Origin of the sequence: Streptomyces sp. NPDC057963 (genome assembly GCF_042887155.1) — a bacterium.
Classification (GTDB): Bacteria; Actinomycetota; Actinomycetes; order Streptomycetales; family Streptomycetaceae; genus Streptomyces.
This window is the reverse complement of sequence record NZ_JBHVPX010000002.1, coordinates 119090-145126: the sequence shown is the minus strand read 5'-3', so window position 1 is coordinate 145126 and position 26037 is coordinate 119090. Positions and strand designations below refer to the sequence as shown.

Annotated in this window: 20 protein-coding genes, 3 tRNA genes and 2 pseudogenes; 13 read left to right on the top strand and 12 right to left on the bottom strand. The window is 71.2% G+C overall.

Annotated features, from left to right (window positions below):
* Positions 1-535 precede the first annotated feature (535 nt).
* The 3 genes from ACFVT1_RS04385 to ACFVT1_RS04375 form a co-directional block, all read right to left on the bottom strand.
* The gene (locus ACFVT1_RS04385) at positions 536-1501 is read right to left on the bottom strand and encodes a DUF5926 family protein (protein WP_362201595.1); all 966 of its coding nucleotides are present in this window, start codon (positions 1499-1501) and stop codon (positions 536-538) included.
* Positions 1502-1719: 218 nt separating this feature from the next.
* On the bottom strand, positions 1720-2325 hold the full coding sequence (locus tag ACFVT1_RS04380) for an ATP-binding protein (protein WP_389792447.1): 606 nt from the start codon (positions 2323-2325) through the stop codon (positions 1720-1722).
* A 53-nt stretch (positions 2326-2378) separates the two neighbouring features.
* Positions 2379-3212: a glycerophosphodiester phosphodiesterase gene (locus tag ACFVT1_RS04375; RefSeq protein WP_389792445.1), complete on the bottom strand. Its 834-nt coding sequence runs from the start codon at positions 3210-3212 to the stop codon at positions 2379-2381.
* A gap of 219 nt (positions 3213-3431) precedes the next feature.
* On the opposite strand from ACFVT1_RS04375, the gene ACFVT1_RS04370 reads away from it, so the two are divergent.
* Positions 3432-4922: a S1C family serine protease gene (locus tag ACFVT1_RS04370; RefSeq protein ID WP_389792443.1), complete on the top strand. Its 1491-nt coding sequence runs from the start codon at positions 3432-3434 to the stop codon at positions 4920-4922.
* 50 nt (positions 4923-4972) lie between these two features.
* Positions 4973-5059, top strand: a tRNA-Ser gene (locus ACFVT1_RS04365).
* Between the two features lie 141 nt (positions 5060-5200).
* Here ACFVT1_RS04365 and ACFVT1_RS04360 read toward each other — a convergent pair.
* From ACFVT1_RS04360 to ACFVT1_RS04350, 3 genes are all read right to left on the bottom strand, one after another.
* On the bottom strand, positions 5201-5548 hold the full coding sequence (locus tag ACFVT1_RS04360; protein ID WP_389792441.1) for a hypothetical protein: 348 nt from the start codon (positions 5546-5548) through the stop codon (positions 5201-5203).
* A complete protein-coding gene (locus tag ACFVT1_RS04355) occupies positions 5545-6132 on the bottom strand; it encodes a DUF6232 family protein (protein ID WP_389792439.1) in 588 nt (195 codons plus the stop codon). Before ACFVT1_RS04355 ends, ACFVT1_RS04360 begins: the two co-directional genes overlap by 4 nt.
* A 103-nt stretch (positions 6133-6235) precedes the next feature.
* Positions 6236-7147: a bifunctional DNA primase/polymerase gene (locus tag ACFVT1_RS04350; protein ID WP_389792437.1), complete on the bottom strand. Its 912-nt coding sequence runs from the start codon at positions 7145-7147 to the stop codon at positions 6236-6238.
* A gap of 343 nt (positions 7148-7490) precedes the next feature.
* Here ACFVT1_RS04350 and ACFVT1_RS04345 point away from each other — a divergent pair, with 343 nt between their 5' ends.
* The 8 genes from ACFVT1_RS04345 (at position 7491) to ACFVT1_RS04310 (ending at position 15825) form a co-directional block, all read left to right on the top strand.
* Positions 7491-7802: a hypothetical protein gene (locus ACFVT1_RS04345; RefSeq protein ID WP_389792435.1), complete on the top strand. Its 312-nt coding sequence runs from the start codon at positions 7491-7493 to the stop codon at positions 7800-7802.
* Between the two features lie 296 nt (positions 7803-8098).
* Complete coding sequence (locus ACFVT1_RS04340; protein ID WP_389792433.1) at positions 8099-9277, top strand: acyl-CoA dehydrogenase family protein; 1179 nt, start codon at positions 8099-8101, stop codon at positions 9275-9277.
* A 26-nt stretch (positions 9278-9303) separates the two neighbouring features.
* Positions 9304-10269: a bifunctional MaoC family dehydratase N-terminal/OB-fold nucleic acid binding domain-containing protein gene (locus ACFVT1_RS04335; RefSeq protein ID WP_389793334.1), complete on the top strand. Its 966-nt coding sequence runs from the start codon at positions 9304-9306 to the stop codon at positions 10267-10269.
* 1 nt (position 10270) lies between these two features.
* A complete protein-coding gene (locus ACFVT1_RS04330) occupies positions 10271-11488 on the top strand; it encodes an acyl-CoA dehydrogenase family protein (protein WP_389792431.1) in 1218 nt (405 codons plus the stop codon).
* A gap of 26 nt (positions 11489-11514) precedes the next feature.
* Complete coding sequence (locus tag ACFVT1_RS04325) at positions 11515-11910, top strand: MaoC family dehydratase (RefSeq protein WP_389792429.1); 396 nt, start codon at positions 11515-11517, stop codon at positions 11908-11910.
* A complete protein-coding gene (locus ACFVT1_RS04320) occupies positions 11907-13073 on the top strand; it encodes a lipid-transfer protein (RefSeq protein WP_389792427.1) in 1167 nt (388 codons plus the stop codon). The genes ACFVT1_RS04325 and ACFVT1_RS04320 overlap by 4 nt, the downstream gene beginning before the upstream one ends.
* 142 nt (positions 13074-13215) lie before the next feature.
* A complete protein-coding gene (locus ACFVT1_RS04315) occupies positions 13216-13884 on the top strand; it encodes a SigE family RNA polymerase sigma factor (RefSeq protein WP_389792425.1) in 669 nt (222 codons plus the stop codon).
* Positions 13885-14175: 291 nt separating this feature from the next.
* Positions 14176-15825 (top strand): long-chain fatty acid--CoA ligase, encoded by a 1650-nt coding sequence (locus tag ACFVT1_RS04310; protein ID WP_389792424.1) that lies wholly within the window; start codon positions 14176-14178, stop codon positions 15823-15825.
* Positions 15826-15996: 171 nt separating this feature from the next.
* Here ACFVT1_RS04310 and ACFVT1_RS04305 read toward each other — a convergent pair whose 3' ends face one another.
* The gene (locus ACFVT1_RS04305) at positions 15997-20103 is read right to left on the bottom strand and encodes a PAS domain-containing protein (RefSeq protein WP_389792422.1); all 4107 of its coding nucleotides are present in this window, start codon (positions 20101-20103) and stop codon (positions 15997-15999) included.
* Positions 20104-20284: 181 nt separating this feature from the next.
* Positions 20285-20743: an SSI family serine proteinase inhibitor gene (locus ACFVT1_RS04300; RefSeq protein WP_389792420.1), complete on the bottom strand. Its 459-nt coding sequence runs from the start codon at positions 20741-20743 to the stop codon at positions 20285-20287.
* 231 nt (positions 20744-20974) lie between these two features.
* Between ACFVT1_RS04300 and ACFVT1_RS04295 the strand changes: the two genes are divergently transcribed.
* Positions 20975-21065, top strand: a tRNA-Ser gene (locus tag ACFVT1_RS04295).
* Between the two features lie 122 nt (positions 21066-21187).
* Here the strand turns inward: ACFVT1_RS04295 and ACFVT1_RS04290 are convergent.
* Entirely contained in the window at positions 21188-22585 is a 1398-nt protein-coding gene (locus tag ACFVT1_RS04290; protein WP_389792419.1) for a hypothetical protein, read from the bottom strand.
* Positions 22586-23203: 618 nt separating this feature from the next.
* Here ACFVT1_RS04290 and ACFVT1_RS04285 point away from each other — a divergent pair.
* Positions 23204-23276, top strand: a tRNA-Arg gene (locus ACFVT1_RS04285).
* Positions 23277-23923: 647 nt separating this feature from the next.
* Positions 23924-24715 carry a DUF2785 domain-containing protein gene (locus ACFVT1_RS04280; RefSeq protein ID WP_389792417.1) on the top strand — a complete coding sequence of 264 codons (792 nt, stop codon included), beginning with the start codon at positions 23924-23926 and terminating at the stop codon, positions 24713-24715.
* A 253-nt stretch (positions 24716-24968) separates the two neighbouring features.
* Here the strand turns inward: ACFVT1_RS04280 and ACFVT1_RS04275 are convergent.
* The 3 genes and pseudogenes from ACFVT1_RS04275 to ACFVT1_RS04265 form a co-directional block, all read right to left on the bottom strand.
* Positions 24969-25112, bottom strand: a pseudogene (locus ACFVT1_RS04275) (VCBS repeat-containing protein); the annotation flags it as partial.
* Positions 25112-25277: pseudogene (locus ACFVT1_RS04270) on the bottom strand (NUDIX hydrolase); the annotation flags it as partial. The pseudogenes ACFVT1_RS04270 and ACFVT1_RS04275, both read right to left, overlap by 1 nt.
* A gap of 197 nt (positions 25278-25474) precedes the next feature.
* Positions 25475-25999 carry a DUF6790 family protein gene (locus tag ACFVT1_RS04265; protein ID WP_389792415.1) on the bottom strand — a complete coding sequence of 175 codons (525 nt, stop codon included), beginning with the start codon at positions 25997-25999 and terminating at the stop codon, positions 25475-25477.
* Between the last annotated feature and the right edge of the window lie 38 nt (positions 26000-26037).

Genomic DNA, 26037 nt, shown 5'->3' with positions numbered 1-26037 from the left:
GCAAACGTCGTTGACTCAGGGCTTTCTGACGGATCTTCCGAAGACTTCCCGATAGATTTTTCGAAAATCTATTCGACTAATGTCGGGAAAGATTATCCGCAGAGCATTTCTGGTGTCCGGCCTCGATCGGCGTGGATCTCGACCGAGGCGGATCTCGATCGGACGGACCTCGACCGGGGCGGACGTGTCGTCAACCCGGTTGCTGGCTCGTCGGGTTGACGGCGGGCAGAGGCATCGGGGGGCCGGGTCCGGTCGTCGAGGGACCGAGGGGGGCAGGGGGGAGTGAGATGGCTTCGAGCCGTACCCGCGGGGTTCGTGCGCGGGCTCGCGCGCCCTGCTATGCGCTGTGCGCCGTACCCGGAAATGAGGATGCCCGATCGCTGGCGACGGGGGATGCACCAGCGACCGGGCTTCTAGAACGGTAACAAGAGATCTGCCGTTCGCAAATTCGATCTCGCGTATTCGGACAGTGATTTACCTATGAGTACGGGGAGTTGTGACGCGTGTCACCTTGCGGCCCCCGGAGTCGTCACTGTCAGCTGAGCGTCACTTGGCGGTTGGTGAGCCCGCCGCGGGCCCGCCGCTCCTCGGCGGTGAGCGGCGCGTCCGAGGCCAGCGCCGCGGTCAGCCGCTCGGCGAGTTCGGCCGCGGGCTTCTCGCACTCCGCGGCTCCCATCGCGCTCGGCAGATCCCAGACCGGGACCATCAGCCCGTGCGCCCGGAAGGAGCCGACCAGCCGCGTCCCCTCGCCCAACGAGGAGGTGCCTGCGGCGTGCAGCCGGGCGAGCGCGTCGAGGAGCCGCTCCTCGGGGTGGGGCATGACCCAGCGCAGGTGGTTCTTCTCGGGGGTCTCGCACCAGTACGCGGCGTCGACACCGGAGAGCCGCGTCGTCGGGAGCGCCGCCTCGTTCGCGCGCTCCAGGGACGCGGCGACCTCGGGCGCGGCGTTCTCCGCGTCCGGGACCCAGAACTCGAAGCCGGAGTGGACCACGGGCTCGAACGCCGCACCGGGGTCGAGTACGTCCTGCAGCCGCGGACCGTCGGCCGGTGCGCGCCGGGCCGTCACGGGCGAACCGGGCTCGGCGGCCAGCGCCCGCTGCAGCGTGTCCGCGAGGTCGCGGCTGAGGTCGCCGGACGGGGTGTCGTTCTGCAGGGCGAGCAGCACCGAACCGTCGTCGCGGCGGAGTGCCGGCCATGCCATCGGCAGGACGGTCGCCATCGTGACGGAGGGCACGCCCTCGGGCAGCCCGTCCTTCAGCGCCAGCTCGACCGTGGCGGCGGGCACCAGCTCGCGCAGAGCGACCCAGTCGCACTCACCGGCCAGACCCTCGAAGGGGCGGTGGACCAGCTCGGTCACGGCCTGGGCGGCCGCGCGGCCGTGGCACGCCTTGTAGCGGCGGCCCGAACCGCACGGGCAGGGCTCACGAGCCCCGACCACCGGGATCTCGCCGTCCTTGAGTTGCTGCTTCCCGGCCTTGGTCTGAGGGCGCTTCTTGGCCATGGTGGGCTTTCTCCCGATTGCGACAGTGCGGTCTGGGCCGCGAGCCTAGCCGCCCGTGTCGCGTCCGGGACACATGTGCCGGCGCCGCCCGGTGACGCGGGGGTGCGGAACGCCCGTGGCGTACGCCCGCCGCCTGCCTGCGCGCCCGCCCGCCGGCAGGAGTGCCGGTGCGGTGCCCTGGCGCGGCCCTCGCGCACGTCCGTGCCCGTACGGGGACGTCAGCCCACGTCGTCGAAGGCGTCCGCGAAGCTCAGCCCGTCGAGCCCCGGCACGGCCGGTACCCCGGCCATCCGCCCGTGCCCCTCGCTGACGAGGACCCAGACGGTGACTTCCCCGGACACGCTGTCGCGCACGCCCCACTCCTCGGCGAGCGCGCCGATGATGTTGAGCCCGCGGCCGCCGCGCGCCGTCACCGACGGTGTGGCCGGAATCGGTCGGGTCGGACCGCCTCCGTCCGTTACTTCGACGGTCAGCCCGCCCGCTCTGTCCACGCGCCACGCGGCGCGGACGTCGCCGTCACCCACATCCGTGTGCCGTCCCAGCGGCCTGCCGTGCCGGCAGGCGTTGCTGAGTAGTTCGGAAAGGATCAATACAGCATCGTCGACAACCGAATCCGGCACCCCGTGGCCGCGCAGTTGCTCGCGCATCCGGTGCCTCGCCTGACCCACGCCCGCAGGGCCATGGGGTACGGCCATGCTCGACGACGTGGGCACTTCCTGTGCCACCACCAACGCCACCCCCGAGACCTCCTTTGCCCCACGCCACGGAGTGGATGCCCCCCTGAGCTGGACCGGAAACCGGCCAATCGACTGCCAATGACGCACTCGTCACGATCGAATACGGTTCGAATGCGCCGGTGTACTCCGTGTAACGAATGTCAAGAGCGTCCCAGTTGTGCCAGAACCTGTTTCGGGCGGTTGGTGATGATGGCCTCGACGCCGAGATCGACGCAGAGCTCGACATCCTCCGGTTCGTCGACCGTCCAGACGTGTGCGCGATGGCCCGCGCGGTGCAGGCGTTCGATGTAGCCGGGGTGACTCCGTACGATCCTCATCCCCGGACCGGCGATCCGCGCCCCGGCCGGCAGTCGCCCGTCACGCAGGCGCGGCGAGACGAACTGCATCAGGTAGACGGTGGGCAGTGTGGGGGACGCGGCCTGGACGCGGTGCAGGGAGCGCGCCGAGAAGCTCATGATCCGTATGGGCGACGGGCCGCCGGCCGGCGGGGCGTCGAGTTCGAAGTGCCTCAGCAGCTGCAGCAGCCGGTCCTCGACCTGGCCGGCCCAGCGGGTGGGGTGCTTGGTCTCGATGGCCAGCTGGAGCGGGCGCCCGGCGGCCCGGGTCTCGGCGACCAGTTCGAGCAGCCGTTCCAGGGTGAGTACGGAGGTGAGCTCCCCCGGCACCGGATCCCAGTCCGGGGACTCCGACTCCTCGCGGTCCTTCCAGGACCCGAAGTCGAGGGCGGCGAGCTCGGAGAGCTCCAGCGCGGAGACGGCCCCGCGGCCGTTGGAGGTGCGGTTCACCCGGCGGTCGTGTACGCAGACGAGGTGACCGTCGGCGGTGAGCCGTACATCGCACTCCAGGGCATCGGCGCCGTCCTCGATCGCCTTCCGGTATGCGGCCAGGGTGTGCTCGGGGGCGTCGTCGGACGCGCCCCGATGGGCGATGACCTGGATGGGATGGTGCGTGGATTGCTGCCGTGCGTGGGTCACTGCGTCATGGTGTCACCGAGGAGCGCGTGCTGGGTACAGCGTGCGCCGCGGTTGCGTGCGCCCCGTGCCGGTGGTCCGTTTTGCCGGATGTAAAGATTGGTGTGCGGATGCACAGGTCCTGCTTACAGTGGCCTGACGCGCCTTGGGAAAAGCTGTCCCAGGACACGTACACAGCGGATCTCTTGCCGAAAATGATGTGGAACCGAGGAGTAAAGAGCTGTGAGCACAGAGAACGAGGGCAACGAGGGCACCGCGGCCGAGGCCGTTCCGTCCGTACCTCCAGTGCCGGCCGACGCTCCTCAGGGGTCGCCCGAGAGCACGCACGCGTCCCCGCCCGCCCCGGCGCACCCGGAGGCGCCGGATGCGGGGCAGCCGCCCCACGCGCAGCCGCCGTTGCCCCCGTCGGGGGAACCGGCCACCGCGACCGCTCACACGGCTCCCCTGCCGGCCACGCCTCCCCCCGGGTTCCGGTCGGCCGCCGAAGCCGACTGGCCCCCGCCCCCTCCCGCCGTCCCCGCGTACGCGCACCACGGCGCGGACGGCGGCGGTCCGGTCTGGGGCGCCCCGGCCCAGCTCCACTCCCCCGAGGGCCCGCGCAAGCGGGGCATGGGAGGGATGTTGGCCGCGGTGGTGGCGGCGGCGCTGGTCGCAGGCGGTATCGGCGGCGCCCTCGGCTACTGGGCGGCTGACCGGAACAGCGGCTCCGGCTCGACCACGGTCTCCGCGTCGGCCAACCCGCGGGACCTCAAGCGCGACCCCGGCACGGTCGCGGGAGTGGCGGCCAAGGCGCTGCCCAGCGTCGTCACCATCGATGCGCAGGGCGGTGACGGCGAGGGCGGTACGGGGACCGGCTTCGTGTACGACAAGGAAGGCCACATCCTCACGAACAACCACGTGGTGGCCTCCGCGGCGGACAGCGGCCAGCTCACGGCGACGTTCTCCAACGGCAAGAAGTACGACGCCGAGGTGGTCGGCCGGGCGCAGGGGTACGACGTCGCCGTTCTGAAGCTGAAGAACCCGCCGTCGGGGCTCACCCCGCTGTCCCTCGGCAACTCGGACCAGGTCGCGGTCGGCGATTCGACGATCGCGATCGGCGCCCCGTTCGGTCTGTCCAACACGGTGACCACGGGCATCATCAGCGCCAAGAACCGGCCGGTCGCCTCCGGTGACGGTTCCGGTGGCAGCAACTCGTACATGAGCGCCCTGCAGACCGACGCGTCGATCAACCCGGGCAACTCCGGCGGCCCGCTGCTCGATTCGCGCGGCGCGGTCATCGGCATCAACTCCGCCATCCAGTCGAGCGGCAGCAGTGTCGGCCAGACCCAGGCGGGCTCCATCGGCCTCGGTTTCGCGATCCCGATCAACCAGGCGACGAACGTCGCCCAGCAGCTGATCAAGACCGGCCAGCCGGTCTACCCGGTGATCGGGGCCACGGTCATGATGGACGACAAGACCGGCGGCGCGGTCATCTCCGACCAGGGCGCGGGCGGTACGGCGGCCGTGTCGAAGGACGGCCCCGCGGCCAGGGCCGGTCTCAGGGCGGGCGATGTCATCACGAAGTTCAACGACACCGTGGTCGACAGCGGCCCGACCCTGATCGGCGAGATCTGGACCCACAAGCCCGGCGACCGGGTGACCGTGACCTACAAGCGCGACGGCAGGACGGCAACGGCCGAAGTCACCCTGGGGGAGCGCAAGGGCGACAGCTGACCGGCTAGGCTGTCTTCGCGTCAACCCCGGTCCATGGACCGATGACGCGGGGTGGGTTGCCCGAGCGGCCTAAGGGAACGGTCTTGAAAACCGTCGTGGCAGCGATGTCACCGTGGGTTCAAATCCCACACCCACCGCAGCAGGTCGGCGAACGCGCCGACCGGAAGGGGCGTCCCGTCCAGGGGCGCCCCTTCCTCATGGGGTCCGTGGTCCACACGTTGTTCGGCCGGTGCGTCTACGGGGCCGTTCTGAACGGTCCGGGGTGCGGGGGTGTTGTCCTACTGGGCGCCCAGGAGCCCCAGGATCTTGTCGACCGCGTCGGCGACCGGCTGGCCGAGCGCTCCGACGGTCGCGGCGATGGTCGCCACGGCGATCAGGGCGCGGTGCCGCTCCTGCGGCGCGTTCGTGTGTGGGGTGATCGCGGGCAGGGAGCCGTCGATGACCTGGGCGCTCGCGGGCGGGAGCTCGCCGCGCAGCTCTTGGAGGAGCCGTACCAGCTCGCCGATCGCCTCCGGCAGAGCCGGGGACTGGTGCTTGACGATGCCCGTGTTGCCCGATCCGCCGTACATATTGACGTTGTCGCCGTGGATGTTGTTGCCGTAGTGGTAGGAGTTCCCGCTGCTCACTTGCTCACCCCTGTGTTGGACAGACCGCCGTACATGTTCACGTTGTCACCGAAGTGGTAGTTCTTCGGATTGACCAGCACTCGCTCCACGCGTACCTGGAACTCGGCCTCCGGGTTCTCGATGGCATTGACGAGGTACACGACCAGCTGGCGCAGCTGGTCCGGATTGGGCAGCGTCACCAGGGCGGTTGAGGTGCTGGAGGTCTCGACGGCCAGTACGTGTTCGGACGATGCCGACAGTTCCTTCACGAGGTGGACGACCAGACCGATCGCGACCGCGACGGCGGGCAGCAACAACGCCCCGGAGGAGCCGTTCGCGCTGCTGTCGTCGTACGTGGAGTTCTGGAGCAGGATGAACGCCACGAACGTGATGCCGAGCCATTTCAGGAAGCTGGTGAAGGCTTCCATGCGCTTGGGCCTGAGCACGAAGGTGTGGACCCGGGTGATGTTGTGCAGGGGATAGGCCGCCTCGCCCACCCACAGCAGCCGCCTGCTGACCCTGAGGTCGACGCTGGTTCCGGTCGGCGGTGGTGGCGGTGGTGGTGGTGCGGGCAGTGAGCGTCCTGCGGTTCCGGTGTCCTCCACGCGTTCCCCCGTACGTATGCGGCACTGCGCCGGTGTGGGGACCATTAAGTACGTGCGTTCTCCGTTCTACGAGAGACCAAAAGCGGCCAATCTTGGTGCCCTGTCACGTTGCCGGGTCCGATGGCCCGTACGGGGTCGTCCCGGGCCCGTTCCCGTGGCCCGTGGTGAGGCGGGCTGCCGAGGCGATGGTGGCGCGGGCCTCGCGTTCGGTGAGGCCGGTGCGGACGGCGGCGTGGGTGAGGGCGTCCGCCAGGGCGTCGCCGAAGCCGTGTTCGTAGGCGCGGCAGGCTGCCCAGAAGAGCCGTGTGTTGCGCCGGCCCTCGTGTGCCGCGAGGACGAACCGGACCAGTCCCTGGCCCTGATCGGGCCGGGGAGCGGGGCGGTGAGGGCGCGCGGGGGGCCTGAGCAGGTGGAGGAGTGCGCGGGGGCAGGGGGCCGGCGGGAGGGCGGCGGTGCCCGGGGCGAGCCGGTACGTGCCACGGGCGGTGACGGAGCCGGGGCCGACCAGGTAGCCGCCGGCGCCCCGTACGTCGATGCCGGGGGCGAGGCGGCTCGCGGAGTTCGGGACGGCGACGCCGGGCGGCCCGGTCAGCCAGATGTGGCGGCCGCCGCTGGGTGTGAGCACCGTGACGGTCGGCGGGATGGTGAAGAGGTGGTGCAGGGCGAGCCGCCGCAGGGATGCGGCGGAGTCGTTCCTGCCGGTGGAATCGACGTCCAGGTCGATGCCGATGAGGTAGTGCGGGGGGCGGCCGCAGGCGATGCCGTAGCCGGTGGCCCAGGGGGCGGCAGCGAAGAGGGCGCGTACGGCGGCGGGGTTCGTGGTGGCGTCGTGGACGCCGTGACCGGGAAGGCCGCAAGCTCCCCGGCAGGCGACCGGCCGGACTTCGTTCCGGTGCGGAGAGGGCAGGGCGGGGAGCTTTCCGGCGGAGAGCGGGATGACGGGAAGCCCGCGCTCGGCTGAGGAGAGCGCGTGGGCCAGGGCCAGAGTGGCGGTCTGCCAGTCGGTGGTCGCCATCTTTCTATTTTCGTACAGATGTTCGAAGGAGGAAAGGGGGCGAGCGTCGGCGCGCGGGGTGCCGGAACGCTTCTTCTCTTGGGGGCGTGGGATCGGGTCTTGGGGGGTGCGGGATCGGGTGGGGCGGAGGTGATGGGAGGGGTGCGGAAGGGGTGCGAGCTGGGGTTCTGGGGCGCGAGAGGGTTTACCGGACGTTCCTCATGCTTGCGGGGGAATCGGATGGCCCGGGTGGTTCGCCGGGGATTCGATGGGCAGCCCTGGTGTCGCGACGTCGTGACCAAGCGGGGGCGGTAGGCCGGCTGCCCCGGAACAAGCCGGACTTTTGGTTCCTGGAGGAATTGACATGGCAAGCATCCGTACCGCTCGTGCCCTCGCCGCTGTCGTAGCCCTGCCTCTCGCCGCCGCTCTCTTCGGCGGCGTGGCCCAGGCCGACAACGGCTCGTTCGCGAACGACGGATCGAACGCGGCTGTTGCCACGGCCGGCGGCAGCGGCGCCGGCGGCATCAACTCCGGCAATGAGTCCACGTCGCAGCAGCAGGCCGTCGGTTCCGGAGCATCGAACCAGAGCAACTCCGCCCAGGTGAACGGCTCGGCGTTCACCCCGATCGATCAGCACAACGAGAATCTCGCTGTGAACTTCACCCGTCTCTGCTGAGCCGGGGCCGGCCTCGGCCCGGTCGGGGGGCCGGGCCACGGCTGGTTGAACAGCGGTCTGCGCGAGGGTGCTTCGGTGCCTGTGCGCAGGCCGCTTCTCGTGGTGCCGGTGCCCGCAGGCCGCTTCGTGTGGTGTCGGTGGTCGTGCGCCGACTGCTTCGTGTGGTGTCGGTGGTCGTGCCGGGTTGTCGCCGACCTTGACAGCGCGTACGAATCTGACGGACAGTCAGAAACCTTGAACCCGTGTCCGTGTCCGTACGCCCGTGTCCGTATGCCTGTGTCCGGGAGGCAGCCGCCGTGCACCTCGCCCAGACGGAGCGACAGCAACAGCTGCGCGCCGAACTCCGCACGTACTTCCACAAGGTGATGCCAAGGAGGGACGCGAGAACGGGGCCGCCCGGGGCCGAGGACCCGGCCGGGCAACGGCAACTGCTCCGCCGGATCGGTGCCGACGGAATGCTCGGGCTCGGCTGGCCCGTCGAATACGGCGGCCAGGGCCGCGGAGCCGACGAGCAGTTCGTCTTCTTCGACGAGGCCTACCGGGCGGGGGCGCCCGTTTCGATGGTCACCCTCAACACCGTCGGACCGACGCTGATGAAATACGGGACCGACGAGCAGAAGGCGTACTTCCTGCCCAGGATCCTCAGCGGCGACCTCGTCTTCGCCATCGGGTACAGCGAGCCGGAGGCCGGTACGGACCTCGCGGCGCTGCGCACCAGGGCCGTGCGGGACGGTGACTCCTGGGTGATCGACGGGCAGAAGATCTTCACCAGCAACGCGCAGCACGCGGACTGGATCTGGCTGGCCTGCCGTACGGACCCGGATGCGCCCAAGCATCAGGGCATCTCGATCATCCTGGTCCCGACGGACGCCCCCGGGTTCTCCTGGACGCCGATCGAGACCGTGGGCGGGCTGACCACGACGTCCACGTACTACGACGGCATACGGGTGCCCCTGACCCGTCTGGTCGGTGCGGAGAACGGCGGCTGGGGCCTGATCACCAACCAGCTGAACCATGAGCGGGTGGCTCTCGCCGCCATAGGAATGCAGGCCGAGGACTTCTACGAGGCGGCACGCGCCTTCGCCCGCACCCCCGACCCGGTCACGGGCCGGCGCCCGGTCGACGAGCCCTGGGTGCGGAGCCGGCTGGCCGAGGCGTACGCCCGGCTGGCGGCGACGCGCCTGCTCAACTGGCGCCTGGTGGGGGATGTCGGCGCGGGTGCACTGGCCCCCGGCGAGGCGAGCGGCGTGAAGTTCGTGGGAACCGAGAGCGCCGTCGAGGTGTACCGGATCTGCCAGGAGATCACGGGTGAGGCCGGAACGATCCGGGGCTGTTCGCCCGGCTCCTTCGGGGACGGGGAGCTGGAGCGCATGAACAGGGCGGCGCAGATCAACACCTTTGGGGGCGGAGTGAGCGAGGTGCAGCGGGAGATCGTCGCGACCATGCGGCTCGGGATGAAGAGGGGCAAGCGGTGACGGGCGCGCGGGAACGGCGGGAAGAGTTGGAGGAATGGGAGGGGCGGGAACAGTTGGAGGGGCGGGAAGAGGGCGACGAGTTGTATGAGCGGCTCAAGGAGTTCGAAGGGCGGCCCGCCGCGACCGCGGGCGTCGGCAAGGATCCGGTCAACGAGCCGATGATCAGGCACTGGTGCGAGGCGATGGGAGACACCGCCCCCGCCTACACGGGTCCGGATGCGATCGCTCCGCCGACGATGCTGCAGGCGTGGACGATGGGCGGTCTGTCGGGGCACACCGACCGCTCCGAGGCGTACGAGGAACTGTTCGGGCTGCTCGACGGCGCGGGCTGCACCTCGGTGGTCGCGACCGACTGCGAGCAGGAGTACCTGCGTCCGCTGCGGCCGGGCGACCGGATCACGTTCGACGCGGTGATCGAGTCCGTCTCGGAGTGCAAGACGACCAAGCTGGGGACGGGCTACTTCGTGACGACCCGGATGGATGTCCGCGCGGAGGGGGAGCCCGCCGGGACGCACCGCTTCCGGATCCTCAAGTACGCGCCGGCAGGGGTGAAGCGGGCGGCCCGGACCGGCGGCCGGAGCCTGCGCCCGAGGCCGGTGATCAACCGGGACAACGCCGGGTTCTGGCAGGGCGTCGCCGAGCACAGGCTGCTGATCCAGCGGTGCGGCACGTGCGCGACGCTGCGCTTTCCCTGGCTGCCCGGCTGCAACGGGTGCGGCAGCCAGGAATGGGACACGGTCGAGGCGAGTGGCGAGGGCACCGTCTTCAGCCATGTGGTGATGCACCACCCGCCCTTTCCCGCCTTCAGCGCCCTTGACGGGGGCGGCCCGTACGCGGTGGCGCTGATCGAGCTGGCGGAGGGGGTGCGGATGGTGAGCAATGTGATCGGGGTGCCGTACGACAAGGTGCGGGCGGGAATGCCGGTGCGGCTGGAATTCCTCCGTACGGACCCGGAGTTGGAGCTTCCGGTCTTCCGGGGAGGCGAGGGCTGACATGGATTTCGCGCCCACTGAGGAACAGACCGCGGCGCAGGGGCTGGCCGCGCGGATCTTCGGGGATCTGTCGACGCACGAGCGGCTGGCCGGGGCCGGCACGGGGACGGACGCCGAGTTGTGGAAGGAGCTGTGCACGGCCGGACTGACCGCGGCGGTCGAGGAGATCGGGCTGCTGGGTCTGGTGCTCCTGCTGGAGGAGCAGGGCCGGACGACGGCGCAGGTGCCGTTCGCGGCGAGCTGTGTGTACGGGCTGCTCGCCGTCACCGCGCACGGTACGGACGAGCAGCGGGAGCGGCTGCTGCCTCCGCTGCGGGACGGCACGGCCGTCGCCACCGGGGCGTTCCCGGCGCGCGGGGGGATGCGGGCGGACGACGAGGGACGGCTGAGCGGCAGCGTGCCGTACGTGCCGTGGCTGCGGGACGCGTCCCTCGTCCTCGTCGCGGACTCGGACCGGGGGCTGTGGATCGTACGGACCGGTGATCCGGGGGTGGGGACCGAGCCGGTCGAGACCACGGCGCCGTGGTCGGCCGCGCGGCTCGTCCTGGACCGGGCGAGAGGGGAGCGGCTCGGTGGTGAAGGGCCGCCTGAGGAGTGGCTCGGTGGTGAAGGGGCGCCTGAAGAGTGGCGTACGGGCATCGTCGGCGCCGGAGCACGCGGGGAGCCGGGCGTCGTGGGCGCCGGGGCGCACGAAGAGTCACGCATCGCGGGTGCTGGAGCGCACGAAGAGTCACGCGCCGGGGCGCGCGGGGAATCGGGCGTCGGGGCGTACGAGGCAGTGCTGGCCGCGAGCCGGATCGCGTTCGCCGGAATGCAGGCCGGGGTGTGCGCCGGTTCGCTCGCCCGTGCCGTCGCCCACACCACTACCCGGGAGCAGTTCGGGCGCCCGCTCTCCACCAAGCAGGCGGTACTGCTGCGCGCCGCCGACGCCCATATGGACACCGAGGCGATCCGCGTCACCGCGTACGAGGCGGCCTGGCGGTACGACACGGGACTGCCGTACGGACCTCAGGCGCTGACCGCCGCCTGGTGGGCGTCGGAGGCCGGAAAGCGGGTGGTGCACGCCGGACAGCATCTGCACGGCGGAACGGGCGCGGACCTCGACCACCCCGTACACCGCCACTTCCTCTGGGGCCGTCAGCTCGACGCCTACCTGGGATGCGGCAGCGAAGTGCTCCAGGAACTCGGCGGGTTGCTGGTGAAGGAGGGATCGGAGTGAAGGCCGGTGGTGAAGGAGGGGTCGGAGTGAAGGTCGGTGAGGAGCTGGCGCCGCTGGAGATCGCGGTGACCCGCACCCTGATCGTGGCGGGCGCCCTCGCCTCCCGCGACTACCAGGACGTGCACCACGACGCGGAACTCGCCCGGGAGAAGGGCTCCCCGGACATCTTCATGAACATTTTGACGACCAACGGCCTGGTCGGCCGGTACGTCACCGACCGCTTCGGCCCGTCGGCCGTGCTCCGCAAGGTCGCCATCAGGCTGGGCGCGCCCAACTACCCGGGGGACACCATGGTCCTGAGCGGCACGGTCACCGCCCTCGGAGAGGACGGGACGGCCGAGGTGAAGATCGTCGGGACCAACGGTCTCGGCAGGCATGTCACCGGCACCGTGACCGTCGGCGTTCCGGAGGGGGCGGCATGAGTCTGCACAGGGCCGACTCGCTCGGCGGCAGGGCGGCGGTCGTGGGGATCGGAGCGACCGAGTTCTCCAAGGACTCCGGGCGCAGCGAGCTCAAACTGGCCGTCGAGGCGGTGCGGGCCGCCCTCGACGACGCCGGACTGACGCCCGCCGACGTCGACGGCCTGGTCACCTTCACCATGGACACCAGCCCCGAGATCACCGTCGCCCAGGCGGCCGGTATCGGTGAGCTGTCGTTCTTCTCCCGCATCCACTACGGCGGCGGGGCGGCCTGCGCCACCGTCCAGCAGGCGGCCCTGGCCGTGGCGAGCGGGGCGGCGGACGTCGTGGTCTGCTACCGCGCGTTCAACGAACGCTCCGGGCGCAGATTCGGCTCCGGAGTGCAGCAGCGGGAGCCCACCGCGGAGGGCACGGCGCTCGGCTGGAACCTCCCCTTCGGGCTGCTCACGCCGGCCTCCTGGGTCGCCATGGCCGCCCAGCGCTATCTGCACGCGTACAACCTGACGCCGGACGCCTTCGGCCATGTCGCCGTCACCGACCGCCGCCATGCCGCCCGGAACCCCGCGGCGTACTTCTACGGGAAGCCGATCACCCTGGCCGACCATGCCGCGTCGCGGTGGATTGTCGAACCGCTGCGGCTGCTCGACTGCTGCCAGGAGACCGACGGCGGGCAGGCGATCGTCGTCACCAGCGCCGAGCGGGCCCGGGATCTGCCGCAGCCGCCCGCCGTGATCGTCGCCGCCGCCCAGGGGGCCGGGCGGGCGCAGGAGCAGATGACCAGCTTCTACCGCGACGGTCTCACCGGGCTGCCGGAGACGGGGGTGGTCGCCCGGCAGCTGTGGCGGAACTCCGGCCTCTCCCCCGCCGACATCGATGTGGGCATCCTCTACGACCACTTCACCCCGTTCGTCCTGATGCAGCTGGAGGAGTTCGGCTTCTGCGCACCGGGCGAGGCGGCCGATTTCGTCGCGGCCGACGCGCTGCCCCTGAACACGCACGGCGGTCAGCTGGGGGAGGCGTACCTGCACGGGATGAACGGCATCGCGGAGGCGGTCCGGCAGATCCGGGGCTCGTCGGTGAACCAGGTCTCCGGGGTGGCCCGCACTTTGGTCACGGCAGGAACCGGCGTGCCCACCTCGGGGCTGATACTGGGCGCGGACGACTGACCCGGCGGCCGACCCTGAGCCCTGACGACGACGACTCCACCTACAGGAGGTGGAACAGGCCCTACCCCTACACCCTGAGGCGGACGCCGTTTCGGGACCTGGGGCCGATCCCCGGGGCGGTGCCCGCTCCTAGCGTGGAGCCATGACCACGCCAGTCTGCACGGGCACCTCCGGGGGAGCTGCCATCACCGGACACATCCCGCACAGCTCGCACGGGACGTACACGGCGCACGGGACGCACACGTCGCACGCAGCGCAGGTAGCGCACGCGCCGTTCGCCTCGCGCCCTTCGTACGCCTCACGGGCTCCGTACGCCCCGTATCCGTCGTTCTCCTCGTTCGTACGGGCACGGGGACCCGTACTGCTGCGCGCCGCCCGCTCGCTCACCGCGAACCCGAGCGACGCCGAGGACCTGCTGCAGACCGCGCTCACCAAGACGTATGTCGCCTGGGAACGGATCGAGGACCACCGGGCGCTCGACGGCTATGTCCGCCGAGCACTGCTGAACACCCGGACCTCGCAGTGGCGCAAGCGCAAGATCGACGAGTTCGCCTGCGACGAACTGCCCGAGCAGGAGGCCCCCGGGGCCCCCGACCCGGCCGAGCATCAGACGCTGCACGACGCGATGTGGCGTGCCGTGCTGAAGCTTCCCGACCGGCAGCGGGCGATGGTGGTCCTGCGGTACTACGAGGACCTGAGCGAGGCCCAGACGGCCGAGGTGCTCGGGGTGTCCGTCGGTACCGTGAAGAGCGCGGTGTCGCGCGCGCTCGGCAAGCTCAGGGAGGATCCGGAGCTGGCTCCGGTCCGCTGACGCCGGGCCGGGCGGGTGTGAGGGCGCCGGGCGGGTGTGAGGTGTCGGCCGGTGGGATGGTGCCGGCGGGGGTGAGGGTGTCGGCCGGTGTGAGGGCGCCGGCGGATGTGAGGGCGTCGGCCGATGTGACCGTGCCGCCGGTGTGACGGTGCCGGGGGGTGTGACGGTGCCAGGGGATGTGATGTTGCCGATCGGCGCCGATTCGTACGCCCGGAGTAGTGACATACCGAATGGTATGTGAGCAGAATCAGCGGAACTCTACTGCCGCGTAGCGCCCACCGGGAGGACGCCGTGCTGAGCACCATGCAGGACGTACCGCTGACTGTCACCCGCATCCTCGAACATGGGATGACCATTCACGGGAAGTCGCAGGTCACGACCTGGACCGGCGAGCCCGAGCCGCAGCGGCGCAGCTTCGCCGAGATCGGCCGGCGGGCCACCCAGCTGGCGAACGCGCTGCGCGACGAGCTCGGTGTCGACGGCGACCAGCGCATAAGCACCCTTATGTGGAACAACGCCGAACACATCGAGGCGTATCTCGCGATCCCCTCGATGGGCGCGGTCCTCCACACCCTCAACCTCCGCCTCCCCGCCGAGCAGCTGATCTGGATCGTCAAGCACGCCGACGACAAGGTCGTCATCGTCAACGGCTCCCTGCTGCCGCTGCTCGCGCCGCTCCTTCCCCATCTGACGTCGATCGAGCACGTGATCGTCACGGGGCCGGGCGACCGTTCCGTCCTGGACGGCGCGGCGCCCCGGGTGCACGAGTACGAGGAACTGATCGCCGGCCGTCCGACCAGCTACGACTGGCCCGAGCTCGACGAACGCCAGGCCGCCGCCATGTGCTATACCTCCGGGACAACCGGCGATCCCAAGGGCGTCGTCTACTCCCACCGCTCCATCTACCTGCACTCCATGCAGGTCAACATGGCCGAGTCGATGGGCCTGACCGACAAGGACACCACGCTGGTGGTCGTCCCGCAGTTCCACGTGAACGCATGGGGTCTGCCGCACGCGACGTTCATGTCCGGCATCAACATGCTCATGCCGGACCGGTTCCTGCAGCCCGTCCCGCTCGCCGACATGATCGAGCGCGAGAAGCCGACCCACGCCGCCGCGGTGCCCACCATCTGGCAGGGGCTGCTCGCCGAGGTCATCGCCAACCCGCGCGACCTCAGCTCCATGGCCCGCGTCACCATCGGCGGCGCCGCCTGCCCGCCCTCCCTCATGGAGGCGTACGACAAGCTCGGCGTCCGCCTCTGCCACGCCTGGGGTATGACGGAGACCTCACCGCTCGGCACCATGGCCAACCCGCCCGCCGGGCTGACCGGGGAAGAGGAGTGGCCCTACCGCGTCACCCAGGGCCGCTTCCCGGCCGGCGTGGAGGCACGTCTGGTCGGCCCCGGCGGCGAGCTGCTGCCGTGGGACAACGAGTCGGCCGGAGAGCTGGAGGTGCGCGGCCCCTGGATCGCCGGGTCGTACTACGGGGGTGCGGACGGCGAGGCCCTGCGCCCCGGGGACAAGTTCAGCGAGGACGGCTGGCTGAAGACCGGTGACGTCGGTGTGATCAGCGACGACGGATTCCTCACGCTGACCGACCGGGCCAAGGACGTCATCAAGTCCGGCGGCGAATGGATCTCCAGTGTCGAGCTGGAGAACGCCCTCATGGCGCACCCGGACGTGGCCGAGGCGGCGGTCGTCGCCGTCCCGGACGAGAAGTGGGGCGAGCGTCCGCTCGCCACCGTCGTGCTGAAGGACGGGGCCATGGCCGACTACGAGGCGCTGAAGGGCTTCCTCGCCGAGTCCGGCATCGCCAAGTGGCAGCTGCCGGAGCGCTGGACGATCATTCCGGCGGTGCCGAAGACGAGCGTCGGCAAGTTCGACAAGAAGGTGATCCGCAAGCAGTACGCGGAGGGCGAGCTGGACATCACCCGGCTCTGATCGGGCCGGGCCGGCTCTGATCGGGCCGGGTCGGGCCAGGGCGGGTCGCGTCGGGTCGGGCCAGGGCGGGTCGCGTCGGGTCGGGCCAGGGCGGGTCGGGCCGGGGAGTACGACGAGGGCGGTACGGGATCTCCCGTACCGCCCTCGTCGTACTCCGCCTTTGTCCGCCGGTCAGTTCGTGCCGATCTTCGCGAGCAGGTCGACGATGCGCGACTGCACCTCGTCGCTGGTGGAGCGCTCGGCCAGGAAGAGCACGGTCTCGCCCGAGCTGAGCTTCGGCAGCTCCGTCCCGGCCATGTCGGCGGAGGTGTAGACGACCAGCGGGGTCCGGTTCAACTGGCCGTTGGCTCGCAGCCAGTCGACGATCCCGGCCCGGCGGCGGCGGACCTGCATCAGGTCCATCACCACCAGATTGGGCCGCATCCGGGTGGCGAGCGCCACCGCCTCGTTGTCCGTGGAGGCCCGCGCGACCTGCATGCCGCGGCGCTCCAACGTCTCCGTCAGCGCCAGCGCGATCTCCTCGTGCTCCTCGATCAACAGCACCCGCGGCGGGTGCTGTTCGCTGTCGCGCGGGGCGAGCGCCTTGAGGAGCACGGCCGGGTCGGCACCGTACGCCGCCTCCCGCGACGCCTGCCCCAGACCGGCCGTCACCAGTACGGGGACCTCGGCCGCCACCGCCGCCTGACGCAGCGACTGGAGCGCCTTGCGGGTGATGGGACCGGTGAGCGGGTCGACGAAGAGCGCGGCGGGGAACGCCGCGATCTGGGCGTCGACCTCCTCGCGCGAATGCACGATCACCGGCCGGTAGCCGCGGTCGCTCAGCGCCTGCTGGGTGGAGACGTCGGGCGCGGGCCAGACGAGCAGCCGCCGCGGGTTGTCCAGCGGCTCGGGGGGCAGCTCGTCGTCGACCGGCTGCGGCAACGGGCGGTTGGCGACCTCGACCGCGCCACCCGGACCGTCCAGCGGCTCCGGCCCCTCGGCGCCCTCGTCGGGCGCGCCTATGGCGTACGAGCGTCCTTCGGCCTCCGGCGTGGAGAGCAACTGCCCCGAACCCGGGTTCGGGCCCTGCCCGGCGCCGGACGAGGACGGCGCGGACGGCGACGGCGCGGACTGCGGCAGTGCGGCCTGCGGGGTGGGTTCGTCCTCCGGCGGGGCGGCGAGCTTGCGGCGCCGTCCGGCTCCGCCGAGCGTCTGGTTCTGCTGATGCGCGATGTGCTGGGCGAACGGCACGCCCTGACCGAGCGTCCGCACGCTGAACGCGCGGCCCTGCGTCGAGTCCGACGAACCGCCGGGCACCGGAGCCTCCGCGGGCAGTGGCTGCCTGCGCGCGTCCGGGCCGGGCGCGGCGTTCCGGGGACGGCTCTCCGCGATGCCGGTGGCGTCGGCGGCGCCCGCGACGGCCGTGGTGCCGGTGGTGTGCGTCGTGTGTCCGGCCTCGGGCCAGTCCGGTTCGCCGCCCGGCCGGGCGGTGGGCTGATCGACGGCCTGCTCGCCGGTCCGGGCGCCGGGCAGGTCGTCGGCCCGCACGGCCTGCTGGGGAACGTCGGCCTGCTGAGGGGCGTCGGCCTGCTGGGGAGCGTCCGCATGACGCGCCCGGCGCCGCCCGGTCGGTACGGGGTGCGCCTGGGGCGGGGTGTGGTCCTCGTCCGGCGCGATGCGAACGGCGTCGTGGCGTCCGGGCAGCGAGGCGTCCGCGTCGGCGGCCGGGGCCGGGGTCCGGTCGGCATCCGCCGGCGGGAGGGCGAACGGGGTACGGGGCCCGGTCGGCTCGGCCTGGGCCGACCGCTCCTGCGCGGCCGCCAGGGCCCGCCGCGCCCGCCGCCCGGTCGGCTGGGGCGCCGCGGCGGCACCGGCACCGGCCCTGTCCCTGTCCCCGGCCTGTGGGAGGCCCTCGGAAGCGGAGGGAGAGGGGGAGGGAGAAGCGGCGGGGGAAGCCGCAGAAGAAGCAGCGGAAGAAGCAGCGGAAGAAGCAGCGGGAGAAGCCGGCAGGGCCAACTGGTTCTCGCCGCCCTGGCGCGCCCGGTGCCCACCCGTCGGCACCGGCGCCGGCGCCTCGACCGGAACACCCTGCGGCGGCACGGTCTGGCCACGCTGCGCACGGCCACCGCCACCCTGAGCGCCCTCGGCAGCCGTCACCACCGCCCCCTCGGACGGTGCGGAAGCCGCGGGGAGCGCCAGCGCCTGCCGCTGCTGCTCGGCAGCGGGTTCTCCGGGCCCCTGGCCCTGTCCCCGGCCCTGCTCGGGCAGCTGGGACAGCTGGGACAGCTGAGCCGGAAGCGCATGCTGAGCACCGGTCTCGGCCGGGCTCGGCCGCCCCCGCCTGCGCCCCGAGCCCTCGCCCTGCTGGACGGGAATCATGTCGTGCGCGCCCTGCGTCTCCTGCGCGCCCTGCGCCGCGGGGTCACGGCGCGCCCGGCGCCGCCCCGTCGGCTCGGCCGCCGCGGTGTCACCGTCACCGGAACGGTCACCGGAACCGTCGTCGGCCCCCGCCCCGGAACCGCCCACGGGGCTCTCCAGGAACGCGTCCGTGGACGCCCGCCGCGCCCGCCGCCGTCCGCCGCCTGGACCGCCCTGACCGGCCACCGGCTCCGACTCCGGCCCCGGCTCCGGTTCGGGCTCCGCCCCGGGCGCCGGTGGCATCACCGTTCCCGAGCCCGCGCCCAACGGCACTTCGAGCACGTACGCGCTGCCGCTCATCCCCGGCACCTCGTGCGTCTGGAGCACGCCGCCGTGCGCCCGCACGATCCCGCGCACGATCGGCTCGTGCACCGGGTCTCCCCCGGCGAACGGCCCACGCACCTCGATCCGTACGACCTCACCGCGCTGCGCCGCCGCGACGACGACCGTCGAGTCGACGTAGCCGCCGCCGGGCACCACGCGGGCCTTGCCGGTCGAGTCGACCCCGGCGACGTCCGCGACCAGATGGGCGAGCGCGGTCACCAGCCGGGCCGCGTCCACCTCGGCCTCGATCGGCGGCGCGTGCACCGCGAACTGGGCGCGCCCGGGACCGATCAGCTCGACGGACGCGTCGATACCGGCCGTCACGACCGAGTCGAGCAGCACGTTCGCCTTGACCAGGTCCTCCGAGCCGGCGTCCAGGCGCTGGTAGCCGAGCACGTTGTCGACGAGCGTGGTCATCCGGGCATAGCCCGCGGCCAGGTGGTGCAGGATCTGGTTGGCCTCCGGCCACAGCTGGCCGGCCGGGTCGGCGGCGAGCGTGGAGAGTTCGCCGCGCAGCTCCTCCAGTGGCCCGCGCAGCGACTCGCCGAGAACGGCGGTGAGCTGGGCGTGCCGGGCGGTCAGCGCGGCCAGCTGCTCGGCCTGTGCTTCCAGTTCGGCGGTGTAGCGCTCGGCCCGGTCGGCCAGTTCCGCGCTGTGCCGTTCCGTCAGTTCCGTGACCTCGGTGGTGTGGCCCGCGGTCAGTTCGGCGACCTCGGCCGTGTGCTGCTCGCCGAGCTCCTCGTACGGCCTGCGGTCGGTGAACGTCATGACCGCGCCGACCAGCTGGTCCCCGTCCCGGACCGGGGCGGTGGTCAGGTCGACCGGCACCTGCGCACCGCTCTTGGACCACAGCACCTGTCCGCGCACCCGGTGCTTGCGGCCGGACCTGAGGGTGTCGGCGAGGGGCGACTCCTCGTACGGGAACGGTTCGCCCTCCGCCCGCGAGTGCAGGATCAGCGGATGCAGCTCCTGGCCGCCCAGATCGCTGGCGCGGAAGCCGAGGATCTGCGCGGCGGCGGGGTTGACCAGGACGACCCGGCCGTCGGTGTCCGTACCGACGACGCCCTCGGCCGCGGCTCGCAGAATCATCTCGGTCTGCCGCTGCGAACGGGCCAGTTCGGCCTCGGTGTCGACGGTGCCCGACAGGTCCCGTACGACGAGCATCAGCAGCTCGTCACCCGTGTAGCTGCCGCTGTAGCTGCTCTGGAAGTCCTTGTACGCGGCCTGCCCGTCTTCCAGGCTGGCGCTGGTGACCTCGACCGGGTACTCGGTGCCGTCGGTGCGCCGCGCGGTCATCCGCGTCGGCTTCGTGCGGACCCGGTCGTCGGCGGACTCGGGACGGCGCATCGATCCCGGAATCAGTTTGGAGTCGAACTCCGGCACCAGGTCGAGGAGCCCGCGCCCGACGAGTGCGGTGCCCGGCGTCTCGAACATTTCGAGGGCGATCGTGTTGGCGTTGACGACCGTGCCGTTGCAGTTGACGAGCAGCAGCCCGTCGGGGAGTGCATCGAGTATGGCTGCGAGGCGAGCAGCGCCTCGGGATGGCCTGCTGCTCACGACGACGCTTCCTCCCTGGTTACCGCACCTTGCCGACAGCGGGCCCCATCTTGCCCCTCGGGCCGCGGGCTGTCACGGAAGGAGTCTAAAGGCAGGAGCGGGGCGTGGGACGGCGGATGCGGGGGAGCTCTCACCAAGGTTCTGTGCATACGGTGCTCCGGACAGGGGTACGGACCCCCGTTCATCGGACGTTGGGGAGCACGGGCCGCAGATTGTTCCAGCGCGAGATCTCGCAGCCGTTGCTCCGGGCGAAGACCGTGTCGATGCTCCGTCCCCGCCAGGTACCGGTGACCCGGGCGGTCGCCGGACCCCCGAACTGCTGGGTGCACATCGCGCCCCGGGACACCGGCGCGAACGGGGCCGCGCCCTCCCGCGCCAGCTCCTCCAGCCGGTCGCAGGCCGGCTGTGCCGCCGGGTGGCTGCCGCCCGTCGGCCCGCACTCCAGCTCGAAGACGCCCTCGGCCGCGGGGTCCCCCGAACCCGAGACCGTCACCGTCAGCCGGGTACGGGCGTCGTCCCCGGACAGCAGCGGCAGCGGCAGCGGCAGCGGAAAGGATCCGCCGGCCGCGGTCGCGGCCGGCGCGGCGGCGGTCAGCGCGGCGAGGGACGCGGCGGCGGTGAGGGCGAGACGGCGCAACATACGGGCTCCTGTGCTCGGGCACTTCGGCGGGACGAATGGCCTCCGCCCTCACTGACTCGGCGGGACGAACGGCCTCCGCCCTCACTAACGCTTCGCGCGCCACGGCGTTGCGCAACGGCAGGCGCTTTGCCCTCGTGCCCGACTGCCTAGTACCGTAGGCAGCGATTGGTGGCGCAGTGCTCAGCTGTGACATCATCTGCACGCACCACTCGCGCTCGCGCGAGGTGTGCTGGAGGCGTCGCCTAGTCCGGTCTATGGCGCCGCACTGCTAATGCGGTTTGGGTCTTAAAGCCCATCGAGGGTTCAAATCCCTCCGCCTCCGCTCTCTGACCAGGGAGTTCAGCCCATCTTGGCTGAACTCCCTGAGTCGTTTTCAGAGCCGTTCTCAGAGTCGTTCTCACCCGCCTGATCGCACGGGTGACGTGACCAAGGGCCGGTCCCCGGCTACTTCCGGGTGGCGCAGGGGTCGCAGCAGGAGGGGGCCGGCTCGACGCAGATGGTGACGGTGTCGGTGTTGTCGGTGGGGTCGGGATCCTTTTCGTTGCCGGTGACGGTGGCGGTGTTGCTGATCGGACCGGCCTCGGTGGCCTTGGCCCGCAGCACGAGGGTGGCTCCGGCGCCGTCGGCCAGGGTGCCCACGGTCCACCGTCCGGTGGCCGGGTCGTAGCTTCCGGGGCCGTCGGCGGACAGGAAGGCGAGACCGTCCGGGAGCCGGTCGGTGACGGTGACGCCGGTGGCCCGGTTCGGGCCCGAGTTGTGGACGGTGACGCGGTAGGTCACGGTCTGGCCGACGGTGACGGTGGTCGCGTCGGCTGCCTTGACCACGCTCAGGTCGGCGGCCGGGTTGACCTGTGTGAGCTGCTCGTTGGAGGTGGACGTCAGCGGCTCCGGGGTCTCGCCGAGCCGGTTCTCGTAGGAGGCGGTGGCGGTGTTCCTGATCTGCTTGCCGCCGGCGGCCCGGTCGATGGTGACCCGGTATTCGGCCGTGGTCCCCGCCGGGAGGGTCTCGGTGTTGGGCAGGCTGCCGCCCTCCCCGGCCGTGGTGATGTTGCCGAGCATGAAGACGACCTTGCCGGCCCCGGCGTCGTAGTACGCCTGGTCGCCGTCGCGCGCGTCGGTCTTCGCGCCAGCGTTCGGGCCGTCGACGATGCGCAGGGAACCGGGCAGATACGTCGTGCCCTGCGGGATGACGTCGGTCAGGACGAGGTTCTCGGCCGCGCCGCCGCCCTCGTTCCTGGCATTGATGCGGTAGGTGACGACGTCGCCCACCTCCAGCGGTCCCGTGGGAGCGGCGGTCTTGGTGAGCACCAGGTAGGGGGCGGTGCCGAAGAAGATGCCGTCCAGGAAGTTGCCGATGCTCTGGTTGCCCCCGGCGGCGGAGACGGAACGGAAGGCGAAGCGCGTCAGCGTCTGGCCTGCCGGGACGGTGTAGGTGCCGGTGTAGTAGCCCCAGGCGGTGTTGCCGTCGGTGAAGCGTCTCTGCTGCACCGCGGCGCCCGGCGCGCCGATGTCCAGCGCCATGGTGTCGTCCCCCTGGCGGCCGCGGTGGTACAGCCGCCAGTACAGCTTCGTACCCGGTGTGGTGGGCAGGTCCTGGTAGAGCGTGGAGACCTGATTGGCGTTGAGCTCGGCGAACTGGGCGCCTTCGGCCGCCGGTACTCCGTTGAAGCCCGAGTGCCACAGCTCGATCATGTGGTCGGTGGCGGTGGTGAGCCAGCCCGGGACCCGCTTGGGTGCCTGCGTCTGTGAGGAGTCCGGCAGGATCTCCACACCGGTGACAACGGGCTGTTCGAAGCTGCCGTTGGCCAGGGCAACCCGGAGCGGAGCAGGAGGTGTGGACAAGGTTCTTCTCCTCAGGTCGACGCTGCTGGAACGCACCGCCGTCGGGCCGCGCAGCTGCGCGCCGCGGCGGAGCCGTGACACTCCGTAGCGCAATGCATCCGCGTGATCGCGTAAAGCGAGGGGCCGGATGGTTCGGCCAACCCCGCGCGGCAGGTTTGCCGACCCCGCCCCCGGACGACTCCCGCCGCACCGCCACCCGCACCGCCTACCGGTGCGCCGCGCCCGTCGCACCCGCCTCCTGGTTCACTCCCGCCCGCCCCGTCATGGCCGGAAGCCTCCGCTGCGCCTCCCGCACCCACCCCTGCTCAGGGTGAATCGGGCACCGTCGAAATTGACGCCTCGGGCGCCGTGGCGGCGACCGCGTGAACGTCCGTGGAGAGGGGGCCGCTGACGCGCGCCCCCGTGCCGCAGCCCTCGGCGCGGGGCTCCGGCCGCATGCGGACCCACCCTGTCCGCCGACCGCCCCGCAGGGGGCGCGGCACCCCGCCCACGCACCCCGCCGATCATGGTGTTTCCGCAGGCCGGGGCGGGTCTGGCTAATGGATTTCGCGCTACGGCACAGGTCATGTAATGTTGTTCTCGCAACGCCGACCGGGGAGAAAAAACCGGGAAGCACAAGCACTCGTAGCTTAACGGATAGAGCATCTGACTACGGATCAGAAGGTTGCAGGTTCGAATCCTGCCGAGTGCACACAGGCGAGAGGCCCCCAGGAGAAATCCCGGGGGCCTCTCGCGTTACCCGTACAGCTGCGAAGTACAGCAACCCTGTCAGCCGGTGCCGCCCATCGCGTCGGACAGCTTGCCGATTGCGTCGCGTACTTCTTCCTCGCTCGCCTCGGCATAGACCTCCATCGTGGTGCGCGGGGCAGGCTGGCGGGGCTTCAACGAGGACCGGGACTGCGCCTTCGTCGACGGGCTGTGCGGGACCGGGCTGCGCGTCCGTGAGTGGGCCGGCGTCCTGGACGTCGAGCTCCCGGCATCGGGGAGCGCGCGGATGGGGGAAGCACGGCTGGCGGCGAAGTGCGTCAAGGGGGCTGAGGAGGGGCGGACGTACTGGATACCGCGGCGGGTTCTGCAGTCGGTGGAGTGTTACGCGGATCCACTTGAGGGGTCGCGGGCCGAGGCGATCCGCCGTGTCCGCGTGCTGGACCGGGGCGATCTGCCGGGCCTGCGTCGTCCTGGCGGCCGACCTCATGAACGATCCGGCCGGCCTTTCGAGGGCGGCCCGTTCCTTGTCGCCAGAACTACGTGGTCCAGCACGGAAGTTGCCAGGTCAAAGCGGGTGCCCGGACATAATTCGCAGGCGTACGACGACAACGAGAACCTATTCTGCCCGTCATGACCGACTGGAAGAGTGTCGAGGCCGCCGACTGCGCCGTGCCCTTCGACCGCCCCATGGACGACCTCGTCCGGGAATTGTCCCGTGCGCTGGCAGATCCCGATCCGCTGGTCCGGGACGGCGCGCCCTACGCCGTCCTCGCTACCTGGATCGCCCGCGGCACGATCGAGAAGTCACGGCGGCTGGAACTGGGGGACCAGATGGCCGCCCGTTTCACCGACCCGCGGGTCGAGGCCCGCACCTTCGCGCCCCTCGTGCTCGACATGCTGGTGGCCGCGGGGGACTTCAAGGCCGGCTGGGTCGACGCGTTCGAGCGCTGGTACCCGGCCGAGCGGGATCTGCGCGGTCACGACGAGACCCTCGGCTGGCTTCACGCGGTGGCGCACGGCGCGGACCTGCTCGCCGCCTTCGGCTGCCACCTTGAGGTGGCGCCGGTGCGGATGCTGAACCTCGCCACCGCGAGGCTGACGGCGCACACCGACCACGTCTACGACCAACTGGAGGACGACCGCCTGGCCCGGGCGATCGCGCGCGTCCTCACCCGCACCGACCTGAGTGAACGCGACGCCGTCGGCTGGCTCGATCCAATCGCCGACCGCTTCGGGGCCGACCGCATCAGCACCCCGGTGCCCGCCCACATCAGCAACTGCCTGCGCACCCTGCGCCTGCTCTACATCCTCGCCGACCGGGGCGTGCGCCCCACCAGCGAACTGCCCGCGGAACCCCTCCACCACCGCGACGCGATCAAGTCCGGCATTGCCACCGTCCTCGACCGGATCGTCAGACGCTGACCCGGGACGACGGGGCCCGACCTGGTCGCGCACACCGGCCGCCCCTCAAGGAGAGCGGCGGGGCCCGGGGCCGTACGCCGCTGACGATCACGCAAGGTAACCAGTCGGCCGGACGCCTCTGAGGACTGGCGACAGTTGAGTACGAGAGCCCGCCAGCCGACCCCGTCCTGCCGCCGAGGCGGTCGGGAAGACAGATGAAGGTGCTCTGCCGTGCCGGGGTGGTGGTTTTCGGACCAGGAGTCCGTGGCCTGGGCTATCGGGTGCTGAAGCGGCGGTAGAGGTTTCGGGCTACGTTCACTCCGGGGCCGCCGTAGCCGATGACGTCGACGCGTCCGTCACCGGTGATGTCGGCGACGAAGCGGGGGTGGTGGCGGGCCCGCCAGGTGCCGGCGTCGTCAGAACCTCGCGCCGCTCGTTGATCACGGCGGCCACGGCCAGGTGCCGGAGCTTGACGACGTGGTGCTCCCAGCGGTTTCCGTCCGGCGTCTCGACGTCGGTGAGCCACCGGTTCACCCGGCTGTTCTCGTAGATCGGACGTTCCCCGTTGGATCTTCCACCGCATCGCTGTGGCCCCTCCCGATCGACCTCCAGCATCGCTGACAGGGTGGAATTGCCACCTGGCCAAGCCGGATTGTGCGTTGGCGAGCGTCTGGCCATGCCTGGGCGGCGGCGAGAGCTGTTTGCTGGTGGCGGCTACAGGGCCAGGGCCCGCATGAACAGCCGTGCCCGTGTGAACAGCCGTGCCGGGGGTGAGGTCGGTCAGGTGGCGATGTCCGCGGTCGGCCGGGGTGTGGCCGCCAGGCGTCGGGATCGCATGGCCAGGATGATCATGACCGCCGGGATCAGGAGGTCGTTGACGAGGACTCCGCCGGTGTTGCCGGGGGCGTGGTCACCGTGGGCGAACCACTGGTGGACGTGGCCGGCCGCGGCTCCCCAGAGGAACATCCCGCCGCCGAGCCCGATGGTGATGCGCTCGCGCGCGGATGCCGAGGCGGCCCGGAAGCCCATGACGGCCAGCCCGAGGTTGGCGAAGGCGATCTCGAACATGAAAGGCGTCCGGTCGAAGCCGATCGCGGTGGCCATGACGTCCGGGAAGGCGAGGAACGCGACCGTCATCCACAGGCTGCCGCAGCCGAAGGCGCCGATGGCCCACCAGCGCTGCCAGGTTTCCAGCGCCTGCTGGGGTGACTGGGCGCGGCGGGTCCGTACGAAGGCTCCGACGGCCGGCACCACGATCCAGACCAGGGGGAACGCGGACTGGGCGAGATAGGAGAAGGTATCCATGCCTCAGTCTTACCTAGTTAATATTAACCGGTCAAGAG